Origin of the sequence: Mesorhizobium sp. M7A.F.Ca.US.010.02.1.1 (assembly GCF_004023085.1) — a bacterium.
Taxonomy (GTDB): Bacteria; Pseudomonadota; Alphaproteobacteria; order Rhizobiales; family Rhizobiaceae; genus Mesorhizobium.
Map to the genome: position 1 here is coordinate 1 of NZ_RZRV01000074.1, position 14,320 is coordinate 14,320.

Below are 14,320 nucleotides of genomic sequence, written 5' to 3' on the forward strand. Positions count from 1 at the left end.
ATGGTTGACCACGCTTTTCAAAGATCGTGAACTACATCTCCTCGTTGTGCTCGACGCACTCCGGACAAGTAACCTCATGGGCGCGGCATGCAGGATTAACCGAGCCCAGCCGGTCATGAGTGCGGCCGGCGCTCGGCTGCTCGATTTATTTGCGCGATAAGCTCGCGACCATGTCCGCGGAGGTATTCAAACTTAACGCTGCGTCCGGGAGCTCTTGCCCTCCAGTTTGCGACGCTCCCCCGCCCATCCAGTGATCGTTTATTTCGTCGGATAGTTTGACCCGGCTCTACCGAATCGCCGCTTCAGGATCATTCTTTCCGATTTCGTCACGCTCGTATTTCTGCCGCGTCCTACACCGATTGGGCGCGAACAAAACTGAGCGCCTTGGAACCCGAACCCGTGCGTCGTGACCGGGAGCATCCGGGGCGAACTCATCCGCTCGGGGGCATCGCATCACCGGACGGCGACAGGCACGGTCGACCGGCATCTCGGCATCGGCTGGGAATTCGTCCATGGTCTGCATTGGCGACGACGCTTCCTGAGGCCACGTAGCCCTTATGCCAAGCTGGGCGCCCGGGTCGAGCGCGTAATGACGACAATTGCTTCGCTGCAGGTCAAACGCTTTCCGGGCCACCTGCAAAGTCTTCACCCGGCCGTACAGCGCCCAAGACCACTGATGTGATCGACAAGAGCCTTTTTGATAAATCTGCGCTATTCTCCTGTCGCGCACGGACGACCGCGTGGCGAAGAGCAGGGTCCGAGATGAGAGCCCTGCCGCGCAGCTTCTATCGTCGCGCCTCGTTTGCGGCATCCGTGCCTACCCTCTTCGGACCTCGTGGGTTCCAACCGGCGACGAGGCGTGCATAGGCGCCCTCGGCCTGCTCCACCCAGCGGCGCTCTTCTTCCCGGTGGCTCTTTATGTTGTAGGCGTGCGCTCCCTTTTGGCCGCGCACAGCCTTGCTCCCGGCCTTGAGTTCCACATCGCGCAAGCTTCTTGGCATGCAGGGAGGGTCGAGCCCACGCGTAACTCTCGCCCTTCTCAACAGATGACAGATCACGACAGAGAGTTTGCGTGCGGTTGCCACGGCCGCGACATGCTGTCCGCGCCGGGCTCGCACGCCGCAGGGAGAAGGCTCGCAACGGTCCGGGAGCACGAGCGGCCGCCCAGGCCGCCTCGACGAGCATGCCGCGCGCATGACCACGGCCCTGCTTGGTGATCCGCCCATGGTAGGCCGGACCTGGCCGGACTGCTGGACGCTTGGGTTCAACCCGAGATAGGTCACGAGCTTCTGCGGATCGTCGAAGCGCGACACGTCGCCGATCGCCGCCCTTCATCGCCAGCGCGACGGTGATGTCGACGCCGGGAATGGTCATCAGCCGCTTCACGCCTTCATCCTCGAGAGCCGAGCGGACAAGATCGCGTTCGATGACCTGGAGGTCTTCGCCCAATCGGTCGAACTCGCGCAGATGCCCATCGATCGCGAGGCGCTCGTCCTGCGGTACGACCTGCTCGATTAACCAGGTCCGACCCTTGGCGCCGCACAGGTCAGCATGCGGGCAGGACGGATCAGGTGGCTATGAAGGATCGACTGGATGACGCTCTTCAATCGAGATCTCTGTCGGACAATCTGATTGCGCCGTGTCACCTGTCGACGCAGAGCCTGCGTCGGCTCGTCCGCAATCCAGACTTCTGGCAAGAAGCCGCTGGCATAGAGCTGCGCAAGAACGTCGGCGTCGATCGTCGTTTTGATCTTGGCATAGGCAACGATAAACACCTGTTTCGGCTTGGCGATCCCCACCTTCTTCACATGCGGCGCAACCACAGCTGCAGCGGACGTCGCGTTGCCGGTGGCCTCGATCACCCCGACATCGTTCGGCGACAGCTTCGCGGCGAACGCCGCCAGCAGATCGCGCCGCATGTCGACGCGGCCGAGTCGCCTGAGCCTGCCCTCCTCCCATGCCACTGCTTCGGCGAAGGCGCGGTGAATATCCAGTCCGATGATAAGCATGCCCGTTCCTCCTTCTTGGCTCGGTCAAAGACGGGAGCTGGCGGGCAACACGACATCTACTGATCCGCGCTCGCAGCGCATCCGGGAAAGTCGCGAGGGGCGGCCATGTAACGAGCTCGGGCTCTCAGCCCACGGTCTATTGACGGCCTGCCTGCACCTTTGTGCTCCCGGTGCCCCACGTCCCGGATGGGCTCACCATAAGGGCGTTCCAAAACAAGAACAGCAGGACGAGAAGGCACCACAGATCACATACCGGATAGCGGCAAGGCCAAGCGCTTCGTTCAGATAGGCTTGCGCCAATGGGCTTAGGCCGAGCCTACAACAGCTCTCAAAAACGCTGCCGGACTGCTGCATTGGCTCGCCGATACAATTGGCACAGGCCTCACGGCAGCTTAGGATCAAACCGCCCATCAGTCGCCTCGGACTGGAAAGGTGCACCCTATTAGGTTCCACGCCTAGCTAGGTCGGGGCCGCCGAAGACGCTGGTTGATAGACCGGCGCCATCGGCCCGGCGTTTCAAACTGCCAATCTCTGACCTGCACAGTACGAACGATTGCTCGCTTCGGCAGATCACGCGGCTCATATGTCGGACCTTAACGTCATCCATCATAAACTTTTTGCGACAAAAGATTGCAAGAATGCTAAATTGTTAAAGTCGTTTGTTTCGGTTAAAGGCATCCATCCCATGGATGGCTGATGACATGCGTTTCAAAGGACTTGATCTAAATCTCCTCGTTGTGCTCGACGCACTCCTGACGGAGCGTAATCTCTCGGCGGCGGCACGCAGGATTAACCTGAGTCAGCCCGCCATGAGTGCGGCCGTCGCCCGACTGCGCGATTATTTCCGCGATGAACTGTTTACGATAAGAGGTCGCGAAAGATTTCTAACCCCGCGTGCGGCAGCATTTGCCCCCGCAGTTCGCGACGCTCTCCAGCACATCCAGTGCTCGATTATTTCTTCGGATCCGTTTGACCCAGCTCGAGCCGATCGCCTCTTCAGGATCATTCTTTCCGATTTCGTCACGCTCGTGTTTTTCGAAAAGCTTGTGGAGCGTATTTCACGGGAAGCCCCCGCCGTCAGCTTCGAACTGCTGCCTGTCGACGATAGCCCCGATGAGCTTCTCCGGCGCGGTGACGTCGATTTTCTAATTCTACCGGATATGTTCACGTCGAGTGTGCATTCAAGCGTTGCGCTGTTTGACGAGAAGCTCGTGTGCGTAGGCTGTCCCACAAACAAGCAGCTGCCACAGCAGCTTACATTCGAGAGATACATGTCGATGAGGCACGTCGCGGTCAGGTTCGGGCGTACGATGAAGCCGTCTATCGAGGAATGGTTTTTGCTTGAGCATGGCCTTAAGAGACGTGTCGAGGTCGCCGTGCAGGGCTTCAGCATGATTCCACCTATGGTGTCCGGCACAGCTCGTATAGCGACCATGCCCTTACGGCTGGTCAGGCATTTCGAAAAAACGTTCCCCCTGCGGGTTATCGAACTTCCGCTGCCATTTCCCACATTCACCGAGACCCTCCAATGGCCGGCCCTCCACAATAGCGATCCGGCAAGCATCTGGATGCGGGAGATAATGATACAGGAGGCATCTCGGATGGCTGCCCCGCTGTGAACCCACGGAAAATTCAGGCGCACCTATAGTCACTACTCCTGTCACCATCTACTTTGACGACAATAGCCCTCGCCGGATAAAGTCGATGCTGGCGGCAAGTGCGCCTGCGAGATCGTCCAGAGAATGGACTTCCTCGACCAGCTCGAATGAGAAAGGTCCCGCGTAGCCGCCATCCAGCAGCGCCTGAATCTGGCTGCCATTGTCGGAACCTGCAAGAAAGCGATCGGGGTAAATCCAGAAGGTCGGGTCGTTTACGCTTGAAATGTGCACCAGGCCGGTAAGCTCGCAGAACAGGCATGTCTCCCCGGCCAGGGTGTGGTGGAACGTGTCGTGCACGAGGCGAAAGACGGACTGGCCATCAACCGCGGCAACGGCCTCGGCCGCTTCCTTCTTTGATCGAAGCGAGCAGGTTCGGAAACCCAGCGGCTCGATGAGACCGATCAGACCCCGCGACTGGAGGATTGGCTTGATCTCGTTTAGAGCGAAACGAAGATTGTCCTGGCGCTCGCTATTGGTGGGCCACGAGCTGCGGTTGGCCGGCACCAACACGAGCGTCTCCGCCCCGCACGCCGTCGCATAATCGGCGAGGTTGCTTGCCTCGGCCTGACGCGTTGGAGTCCAGTCGTTGAACCGCTGCAAGGCGTTGACAGAGATGATCGTGACGCCCGCTTCGGTAGCGGCCAACCGAACGTCCGCAGCCGGAATGCCGCGTGCGACAGGATTGCTGAAATGAGGGTAACGGATTTGGACGTCGGTCAGGCCTTGGTCACGGGCAAGCGCGAAAAGCGCACTGACGTCAAGGCGGGGCGCCGCCATGTGATCGAGTGCAAAGCGGGGCGATACCTGGCGCATTGCTTGACTTTCCTTCCATGAAGCGCGGCTGCCATTTCGGCATCCGGCTTCTTTCAAGACGGAACCACGCCGGTTCACAGATCGGACAGAGACGGCCGAGTCAATCGAGCTTTCCTTTCATCGGTGAAAGGAAAATGGGCGCTCATGATAGAAATCCATCAAGGTCAAATATTTTCCGGAAGATAAATGTCGAACGGCAGAAATGTCTGCCCCGGGCTCTCCGCGACGCCGGCTTTGATGGCCCGCTCCATTGCCATTATCAGCTCCTGGCAAAGTCGGCGCATTGGCGTGCCGACCGCCATCGTCAAGATGTCATCCGCAAGCGCCCCACGTGACTGCGGCGTCATTTCACTCACGATCGCGACGAGATCCTGACCGCTCCCCTCTTCTCGGAGCGCGGAAATTGCCCCCTCTATCCCCCCGCCGGCCATATAGAAGCCGACGAGCTCTGGTTCCCGCTGCATAAGATCCAGCAATTTTTCGTAAGTGAGCTGCCGTTCATCAAGGTTCACGAGCGCATCAAGCACCTCGAATTTTGGCGCGTTCTCACGAAAATACGCACGAAAGGCCGTTTCCCGCGTCGCATGCGCCTGGAAGCGATGGCTTCCGACAAACACCGCCACCTTGCCGGGCCGTTTTGCGGCCTTGGAAAACACCCAAGCGGCAGTCCGTCCGACCTTGCTGTTGTTGAGGCCGATGTAGCCCTCGCGCACGCCATCGGCGAAGTCGGATAGCAGCGAAAATACCGGGATACCTTTCGCCTTGAGCTCCTCGACTGATGCTGTGATTTTCGGGTGATCGGCCGCCACCATGGCGATCGCCTGGCAGCGGCTCCCAAGGTCCTTAAGAAGCGGGAGCAGGTCACGCGGCAAATGTGACTGCGCGAACTCGATGATCGGAAGGCCGTGGAAGGATTTAGCCATACTGACCGACTCTTCGATCTTGCGAGCGAAATCTTGGTAGAAATCGTGGGTAGGTTTTCTCAAGATGAAGCCCAGCTTGTAGTGCGGCAGGTGCTGCTGCAAGCGCTGTTTGATGAGACCGGCAGCATGATAGCCGATCGCGTGCGCGGCCGCATGGACCCGCTGGGCGGTCTCCTCTCGCACCGGAAGGCGGACGTTCAGAACCCGATCGACTGTTGCTACGCTGACTCCGGCTTCGCGGGCGAGATCGGCTATTGTGACGCGCTTTCCCCTAGCGATTCTGATCGGCCGGTCCTCCATCATCCGGTGCGCTCCCGCGACGGCTTGGGGCGGCAAGCTGAAATAGTTCCCCCACCCCGCGGATAGCGCATTCGACGAACAGCGCTCCATGCGCACCCAGATGAGTCTCCGTGAACCGTTCGTTTGCTTAGGGGCTTCATGGTGTTGTATTACTCACTGCGTTAGTACTCTATTTCCAGCGCTCTTTGGAGGCTGGCAATTCGACTGTTGTGTCAAGGCCGCTACTTACACGTCGCGCTGTTGCGATCTTGCTTGCGGGGAGCCAGTTTGATGTAACCCTAACCGCGGAAAGCGGTTTCCATCCGTGACTGGTCCAATTCGCCTTCCCAGCGAGCGACAACGAGCGATGCCACCGCATTACCGACTAAATTCGTCAGCGCGCGGCATTCCGACATGAAGCGGTCCACGCCAAGAATTAGAGCCATTCCGGCAACGGGAACACTCGGCACGACAGAGAGAGTAGCGGCCAATGTGATGAAGCCGGCGCCGGTGACGCCTGCCGCACCCTTCGAGGAAAGCATCGCAATTAGCAGCAGGAGGATCTGATCGGCAATTGACAAATCTGTGTTCGTCGCCTGGGCGATGAAGAGGGCGGCGATCGTCATGTAGATATTGGTACCGTCCAGATTGAATGAGTATCCAGTAGGGATGACGAGACTTACGACCGAACGGGCGGCGCCGGCCTTCTCCATCTTCTCCATTAGCGAGGGCAGCGCGGCCTCCGAGGAGGACGTTGCCAGGACAAGCAGCAGCTCGTCCTTGATGTAGCGGACGAGAGAAAAGATCGAGAAGCCGTTGTAGCGGCAGACCGCGCCGAGAACCCCGAACACGAAGAGGAAGGCGGTAAGATAGAACGTCGCGACCAGTATCGCGAGGTTGGCCACCGAACCGATTCCGTATTTGCCGATCGTAAAGGCCATTGCGCCGAAGGCGCCGATGGGTGCAGCCTTCATCAGAATGCCGACGAGCTTAAAAATGGGGGCGGTAAGCGCCTGGAGAAAGGTAACGACCGGCCTGCTCGTCTCTCCGGTCATCGCCAAAGCAATGCCGAACAGGACCGAGAAGAACAGGACTTGCAGGATGTCGCCTTCCGCGAAGGCACTGGCAATCGTTGACGGGATGATGTTCATCAGGAAGCTGGTCACGGACTGCTCGTGAGCCGTGGCCACATAGCCCTTAACGGCTTGGACATCGAGCGAGGCCGGATCGATGTTGAGGCCGGCGCCAGGTTGAACGATATTCGCGACAATCAGTCCGACAACGAGTGCAAGTGTCGAGAAGGTGAGGAAATAAACCATCGCCTTGGCGGCAACTCGGCCGACCTTCTGCAGATCGCTCATGCCGGCAATGCCGGTCGCAATTGTCAGGAAGATGACAGGTGCGATAATCATCTTGACGACTTTGATGAAGGCATCGCCGAGCGGCTTCAGGCTCTGGCCGGTTTCCGGATAGAGGTAGCCAATTGCGGCTCCCAGGACTATGGCGGCAAGCACCTGCACGTAGGTCCGGGCAAAATGGGGCTTGCGGGGCGCTGCGATCGCGCGGGGGACTCTTGGAACCAACACCGTTTCTCTCTCCCTGACCGGATCGGGGTGGGGGCTCCTCCTTCTCCCATGCTGCGCTCCGGTCGAGCGCTGCTGTCATCTCGGAGCAAGCGCCGTGCCAACTGGAGGCCTGTCCCGTCCAGCGAGATTGGTGCGGGTTGCGCACTGGAACCCTCCACCTTTGCCGGAATTTGCACTCAAGGCTCGCCAAAGATCGCGTCTGAAGAAGTGCTTCGCCAGAGAGGGAATTGACCAGGTCGCCTTGCGGCCGTGTCTTTGATGTCTGCCGCAGATCGACTGCCGGCCGATATCTCTGTCGTCTTGGTGACTTTGGTTTGTCAGTTTTGCGACGGAATGCGCGCAAACTGCAGGATATCCTACACGCCCATCAGAGCACGCGGTACAAGCGATTAAGCGTAGGAGCGCATTGAATCTCCGAGGTCAAAAAATCTTGAATAAGGTCCCCGTGCGAAGTGAATCCGCAACTCGTCAAAGTTCTCCACCGTTTGATCCAGCGGTCGCGTTTCCTGGCGCTGCAGGATGGCGTTATCTGATGGCTCAAGCGCTGGAACGCCCAGGAAATCCCAAACCGCTCCCAGGCATTGGGCAGGTTCGTGAAGTAGGCTCTCGTATTCCATTACAAGCAGGTTGGTCGACGTGAAGGAGTCCATAACGCGAGCGTGAAAATCGTCGGCGGCTTTGAAATAAGCCTCACAGTCGGCGATTGACAACCTGACGCTCGGTGGCCGAGCGGTATCGTTGTCCCAGCTGAACTTCAGCCAGTGACCGCTTTCCCTGGCCTGCACAAAGGATCGGAGCGATTCCAATACGTTTCGGCGAACAACAAGGATGACCTTGAGTGCTGGCCAACGAGCCAGTTCCGCAAAGAATGCGGGACGCTCGCGAAACTGAGGTTCATTGATCTTGCATCCAAGATGCGTCACATTCTTGTAGTCGCGCATAGGGCAGCGCACATAGGCAAGCTCAAGAAGCTCGCGATCCGTGCCTAGCAGGCGATCAGTGCTGGGCCAATTGGGATCATATTCGTTTAGCAACTCACCGTTACTCAAAACGGTCGGATGCTCGTTTAGCAATTCTTCTAAATAGTGTGTTCCGGTCCTTGGCATAGCAAGGATCACAAAAGGCTCAAGAGTTGCTTCGTTGTGGGTCATTGCATGTGTATCCAACTAAATAATGGCCGCGACGGTCTGTGGACGCGCACAAGAAGCTTGGCTGCTATCGATTGAACGCTCCGGGTGGGTCCGCGCCTCACCATCCAGCCTGTTCTTCGAGGTGTGGTCGCGAAGCTGGGCGGGTGCCTGCAGCGGCTGGGTGGCGCCCGGCTTCGGCGTTGTACCACTCGCGATTCCTAGCATACGCATGCCTCCGGGCCGCTGTGGGCAGTTTGCATCCGGCATTGCGGACCTCCTTCTGGTTAATGGGTGTAAGCAAGCGTCAACGCATTAGTCGTCGATGAAACAGTCCAGCCGACAGAAAAAAAGGCAATACAGCGAACATGCAAAGTGCGCCTATATGCAGCCCTACATTGTCGCCCAGGCGGCCGAGCATCACCGGACGGATTAGCTCGATAGAATTCGCCAGGGGCGAGAAGGCCGCAATCTGCTGAAACACTCCTGGCAATTGGCCGACTGGAAAAACCGCGCCCGAAAGGAACAGCATGGGTGTGATGACAAGCGTCTGATAGAAAATAAAATAGTGATAACTGGGCGCGAGCGCGATGACGAGCATGGCCAGGCTCGCAAAGGCGAATCCGGTGAGAGCGACGACCGGTAGCACGTAGAGAACCGACGTCCACGCGGCATAACCTAGCGCGGCCGCAACAATCGCAATTGTCGTACCGGCCAGAAAAGCCTTTGTGGCTGCCCAGGTCAATTCACCGAGAACGATGTCGCCGAGGGTAAGTTGTGTGTGCAGGATTGCTTCCCAAGTGCCCTGATCGCGCATTCGACCGAAAACCGCGTAAATTGTTTCGAAGGTTGATGCTGTCATCGCGCTCGTCGCAACCATGCCGGCTGCCAGAAAGGCGATGTAGGATGCACCTTCGATGCGGCCTACCAACAGTCCAAGGCCAGTGCCGAGCCCGAAAAGGTAAATCATCGGATCAGCAAGGGTGCCGAGCATTGAAGCAAATGCCACCTTCTTCCATGCCAGATGATTGCGGCGCCACACCGCCATCCAGTTCCAGGCGTTGGCGGGTAGAGCGGCCGCAAAACGTTCACCCATTGCTCACTTCTCCATCTCACGTCCGGTTAACCGCAAGAAAACGTCCTCCAGACTGGGTGGACGCTCTAGAATACGCAGACCCGCTCGACCGCGAAGCTGGATGCGCACATCCTCCGGCTCAGGCGCATAGCAAAAGAGCGTCTCGCCGCTTACCTCGACACGCTGAACGTACGGTCTGATCAGCGAAATCAGCTCCTGTGGATTACCGCCGAAGATCTCGATCACGTTGCACCCAATGTACTCGTCGATCAGCGCATGAGGACTGCCCTCGGCGATCTTGCGTCCCCGCTCGAGAACACACAGCCGATCACAAAGCCGCTCAGCCTCTTCCATGAAATGGGTGGTCAAAATGATCGTTTTTCCGCTCGCCAGCAGGAAACGAAGTCGCTCCCAGATCAGATGGCGGGCATGCGGGTCGAGGCCGGTCGTGGGCTCATCCATCACAAGCAACTGGGGGTCGTTGATCAGAGCACGTGCCAGCGTCAGGCGCCGCTTCATCCCGCCGGATAGCAGGCCGACACGTGAATCCGCCTTGCTCTCAAGGCGAGCGAACTCGAGCAGCCGTGGGATGACGGCGTTGATCTCTCTTGTACTCATGCCGAAGTAGCGCCCGAACACCAACAGGTTCTCACGTACCGTAAATTCCAGGTCGAGATTGTCGAACTGCGGGACCACGCCTATGCCCTTGCGGGCCAAGCGGCTGCGTGCCGGCACTGGTAGACCGAGGACTGTTATATCACCCGCGTCAGGCCGGGTCATACCGAGGAGCATACGCGCAATCGTGCTCTTGCCTGCGCCGTTAGGCCCCAGCAGACCGAAGCACTCTCCCGATGCAACGGTGAAGGACAGCCCGTCCACAACGAGCTTGTTTCCGAATAATTTGGTTACGCCGGTAAGGTCGATTGCTACATTGGACATGCGTCTATCTCAAGCGGAATGAGTCCGATTGGCCACCGGCAGCTTACTTGCGAATTCTGGTTCAGAGCAGGCCACCGCCTTGAGATGACACCTTTGGAAAGTCGCGGCCGGAGCGACGTGTGTATCGCTTCCGCCAAAGAATAACGTCAAGATGCCACGTGTCGCTTCCACATAGTCCCCGTTCTGACCATAGGTAACTCGACAAGCTTCACCCCGTGTCGACTGACACAACTTACTCGGTCACTCGGCGCTGCAAGGCCGTCAGACTTCACTAGCTGTGAGCGAAAGATCTGCAGTATGAAGTGACTCCGCAATTCCAGAATTGCCCGCAGCATTTGCTCCGCCAAGCGGCATCGCGCTTGTGATTTCCTTTGTGCTGCTGTTGGGCAGGGGAACACTTTTACGCGACAGCCAATCGCTATTGCTCAATGTACACAGGGCGTAAGCCTTCAAGGGGATCAACAGGAATATCCTGATTAACGCGTGCATTGAATAGCCGATGAATCGAAGCTGCCGAGTGCGGAAAGATAACACCGTAGATCTGATTATGGTCATCGTGACAATAGCCAGCACCGTCCACCAATTTACTGTATGTGAAAATAGTAACTCACCGAGCGCCGTTACTACCGCGATGCCGAGCAACAATGGGCCGAGATTCTCTCCCATCACATCCAAAGTTAGATAGCGATCCAGGCCACGCAGTAGACCTCGCGCAAGCATCGTGTCCCGGAAAGTGCTTCGTGCCCAGCGGAGTTGTTGGCGCAAATAAGGTCCCATCTTGTCCGGAACGACTGTCGCCGCGACGGCACCTGGAACGTACTCGGTTCGAAAGCCTGCTTTCAGCATGAGGATCGTAAGATGACGGTCTTCACCGAAGTCGCTTGGTTTCCCCCTGAACAGCTGCGTCTCGTATTGATCCAGCAGAGAAAGGAGACAAGACCGGCGGTACATTGCACATGGGCCGCAGCAGCACATGACCGCACCAAAGCGACCTTGCGCCGCGCGCTCCTCATTGCAAGCCAGCCAGTATTCCATATCGATCAATCGGGTCAACCAAGTGTCGCTGCGGTTGTATGCCGTCAGCTGGCCCATGGCCGCTCCGACCATGGAATCCCGCATTTTTACTGCAAGCTTCGTGATGACGTCGGACGCAAGTGTCGTGTCAGAGTCGACGCTGAGCACGAAATCTCCAGATGAGCGGCGGATGGCGGCGATCTGCGCCTTGCGTTTGCCAACATTTTCGCGGAGCAGAATGAAATTGAATCTCGGGTCGCCCTCGTAGGCGTGATGTACCGGGATGACGGCATTACGATTTCCAGAACCGTCGTCAACCAGATAGACCTGAAATGTTCCGGAGTAATCTTGATTTGCAATGGAAGCTAAACACGCCGCGAGTGTGCGCGGGTCCTCATTGTAGCAGGGGATAATGACATCCACGCTCGGCCAACGGTCGGATCCGAACAAGCTTTCCGACGGCGGCGTAACATTTTCCGGTTGGGAGTAGACCGCTTGCATGCCTCTGTAAACAGTCGAGAGCACCGCATAAGACGAAACGGCAACAGTACTGGCTGTGGTGAGAAGGTCCATAGGATCTCTGTTTGTTCAGGGATGTTGAGGAAGTGATCGGATTACAAATCCGCGGCCGTGCAATTCTGGAATTAGGCGTGACAACGCTGTCACCGTCTGGTCGCGCAGACTGGCTTGATTGCCTGGTTGCAATTCGTCGGGAGCGCACCCGTCGTGCAACAGCACGATTGCGCCCGGCCGGATATCGGCGAGCACTCTGTCGACGATGGCGTCAACGCCGGGGCGAGACCAGTCGCGTGGATCAATGGACCAATGGACGGGCGCCAATGCCTCACCCGCTAATGCAGCGATTACTTCTTCGGTCCAGATGCCATAGGGTGCACGAAAGTACCGAACCATGGCCTGCGGGCAAGCCATCCCTATGACTCTGTTTGCCTCAACTATCTGGCAGTCGACTTCGACGGACCCGCATTTAGCTAGGTCCGGATGAGTCATCGTGTGGTTGGCTATACCGTGGCCGTCTGTAATAATTCGGCGAACGAGTTCCGGCTCGTCGGCCGCGTAGGCCCCAACAACGAAGAAGGTCGCCGGCACCTGATGTTGCGCCAGCACATTGAGTATCTGCGGTGTGAAAAATGAATTGGGACCGTCGTCAAACGTCAGATAGACGCTGCGCTCTGCAATGCGATCGGCATTGTCACTCTGCCCTTCGCATATGTAGTCCAGAGGCTTCATAGTTCCGGACCGTTCCGGTCGATCAGGGTACCAGACGGCCACTCGTCCATCGAGCGTCCGATCGGCGAAACCAACACGAGTACGTCTTCCAGGCGCGTGGGCGGCAGGTCGGGATGCACATCTGGACGGGTCGACCGTACGCGAACGCCCGACACAATGTTCGCGAGGCCGGCTCTGCAGAATCTTTCGACATGGTTTCGCAGCGCGTGCCGAACCGTGCCGAAAGCGAATGGAACACCCAACTGATGGAGCACTGGGTACGCCACGCGCATCGAAAAACCGATTCCGAGCCCTTCAAGATCCGGACGAACCGCGTACAGGCCCAATTCAGCGACGATCAAGTCGACCTCGCCAACTTTGATGAAGCGCCGCAGCATGCCGATGTGAGCCGCTACCCCATGCGCGTCGTAGCCGATTGCGCGGAATTCCGGCCTCGCGCCGGCCCAACTGCGGCCGCCTTCGAATGGCTCCGCGTTGAAGGCGCCAGTCCGTCCATAGGTCTTTCGAAAAAAGTCGGAGAGTTCGACATGGTCGGCCAGTTGCAGCTCATTTTCCCAGCACAACTTCCACTCGACATTCGGACGCATGGAAGACCTCACCTTGTAGCTGTCTGGTTGAGATAAATGTCCAAGCATTGATTAAATAATTGGCGTCGCGCCAACGGGGCGTAACTTGTGGGGACCGCCGAAAGACCAAGCCGCAATGCAGATGCGACTGACTTTGTACGCCCCGCACACCAGATGATGCTCCTCAGATCCAACGCAACCATCGGAACTACCTATCTTTCCAACTTGAAGCGCTTCTATGGGACCTGCAGCAAAAACGGTAAAATCCTTTGTTTAGATGAAAGGTATCCACGCTTTGGATAACTGGGCGAATGCGTTCCATATGGCTGGTCAATTATCGTCGTCACGCTCGAGGCACTTCTGACGAAGCGCAAAGCTCACGCCCGCGGCACGCGCGGCCGTTGCCGGGCCGCGCGATTATCTCCGTAAGAGCCGAGTGGAGCTCAGACACGACGATTGATCAGAATCTGATTCGCGGGTTCAGTATCTCTTTCGTGTATCCAGCTCTGGGCTGTCCTTTGGCGGGAGTTAGGTTCGCCCAGGTTCTGAGCCTGGGGCGTTGGCCCGTTCGCCGCGCAGGCTCCTTCGCACATCGTCGAGGCCGAGAAAGAGGGGCCACACAGCTCCCCCTGTACTTTCCACCACCCGACACCAGCGCTCACCCAGGGCGCCGGCCTTGCTCACCTCAACGGATAGCGCACTCGCGCCGCTTCACGATTAAAAGAATTCTACAAGCAAGATGCCTGTTTGATCGAGAGACGTCCGCTGCCAATTCCCGCATCGCAGAGGCAGCCAATAGCGCTCGCTTTACATAGTGGTCCGGCAAGCAGCTAGATACGACAGGTGACCTCAAATGAGGCGTCTTGCATGGCTTCTACACCTGCCTGAATGCCAGAACTGCGTTCGTACCGCCCATGGCGAAGGCGTTGCTCATGGCGACGCGCACCTTGCGCTCCCGCGGCACATTGGGTGTGATGTCGAGGTCGCAAGCGGGATCTGGCTCGCGATAGTTGGCGGTCGGCGGCACGACGTCCTCTTGGATTGCCATCACGCAGGCGATCATTTCAAGCGCGCTCGCTGCGC

At 58.0% G+C, this 14,320-nt stretch carries 10 protein-coding genes and 2 pseudogenes; 1 reads left to right on the forward strand and 11 read right to left on the reverse strand.

Going from position 1 to position 14,320, the window contains the following annotated elements:
• Nucleotides 1-785 precede the first annotated feature (785 nt).
• Nucleotides 786-2,009: pseudogene (locus EOA19_RS33860) on the reverse strand (IS110 family transposase).
• A gap of 701 nt (nt 2,010-2,710) precedes the next feature.
• On the opposite strand from EOA19_RS33860, the gene EOA19_RS33865 reads away from it, so the two are divergent.
• The gene (locus tag EOA19_RS33865) at nt 2,711-3,628 is read left to right on the forward strand and encodes a LysR family transcriptional regulator (RefSeq protein ID WP_063170390.1); all 918 of its coding nucleotides are present in this window, start codon (nt 2,711-2,713) and stop codon (nt 3,626-3,628) included.
• Between the two features lie 48 nt (nt 3,629-3,676).
• Here the strand turns inward: EOA19_RS33865 and EOA19_RS33870 are convergent, their stop codons facing one another.
• From EOA19_RS33870 to EOA19_RS33915, 10 genes and pseudogenes are all read right to left on the reverse strand, one after another.
• Nucleotides 3,677-4,480: a TIM barrel protein gene (locus EOA19_RS33870; protein WP_063169395.1), complete on the reverse strand. Its 804-nt coding sequence runs from the start codon at nt 4,478-4,480 to the stop codon at nt 3,677-3,679.
• Nucleotides 4,481-4,644: 164 nt separating this feature from the next.
• Nucleotides 4,645-5,706, reverse strand: a complete 1,062-nt coding sequence (locus EOA19_RS33875) for a LacI family DNA-binding transcriptional regulator (RefSeq protein WP_051695606.1) — start codon at nt 5,704-5,706, stop codon at nt 4,645-4,647.
• Between the two features lie 275 nt (nt 5,707-5,981).
• A complete protein-coding gene (locus tag EOA19_RS33880) occupies nt 5,982-7,265 on the reverse strand; it encodes a dicarboxylate/amino acid:cation symporter (protein ID WP_210326678.1) in 1,284 nt (427 codons plus the stop codon).
• A gap of 392 nt (nt 7,266-7,657) precedes the next feature.
• Nucleotides 7,658-8,419 (reverse strand): sulfotransferase domain-containing protein, encoded by a 762-nt coding sequence (locus tag EOA19_RS33885; RefSeq protein ID WP_063169397.1) that lies wholly within the window; start codon nt 8,417-8,419, stop codon nt 7,658-7,660.
• Between the two features lie 283 nt (nt 8,420-8,702).
• Nucleotides 8,703-9,491, reverse strand: coding sequence for an ABC transporter permease (locus EOA19_RS33890; protein ID WP_063169398.1), 789 nt, complete (start codon nt 9,489-9,491; stop codon nt 8,703-8,705).
• A gap of 3 nt (nt 9,492-9,494) precedes the next feature.
• Complete coding sequence (gene nodI / locus EOA19_RS33895; protein ID WP_024505873.1) at nt 9,495-10,409, reverse strand: nodulation factor ABC transporter ATP-binding protein NodI; 915 nt, start codon at nt 10,407-10,409, stop codon at nt 9,495-9,497.
• Nucleotides 10,410-10,670: 261 nt separating this feature from the next.
• Complete coding sequence (gene nodC, locus EOA19_RS33900) at nt 10,671-11,996, reverse strand: chitooligosaccharide synthase NodC (RefSeq protein ID WP_063169399.1); 1,326 nt, start codon at nt 11,994-11,996, stop codon at nt 10,671-10,673.
• A 15-nt stretch (nt 11,997-12,011) separates the two neighbouring features.
• A complete protein-coding gene (gene nodB, locus EOA19_RS33905; protein WP_063169400.1) occupies nt 12,012-12,671 on the reverse strand; it encodes a chitooligosaccharide deacetylase NodB in 660 nt (219 codons plus the stop codon).
• Nucleotides 12,668-13,258, reverse strand: a complete 591-nt coding sequence (locus EOA19_RS33910) for a NodA family N-acyltransferase (RefSeq protein WP_063169401.1) — start codon at nt 13,256-13,258, stop codon at nt 12,668-12,670. The genes nodB and EOA19_RS33910 overlap by 4 nt, the downstream gene beginning before the upstream one ends.
• Nucleotides 13,259-14,111: 853 nt before the next feature.
• Nucleotides 14,112-14,320 (reverse strand): annotated as a pseudogene (locus EOA19_RS33915) (beta-ACP synthase); the annotation flags it as partial.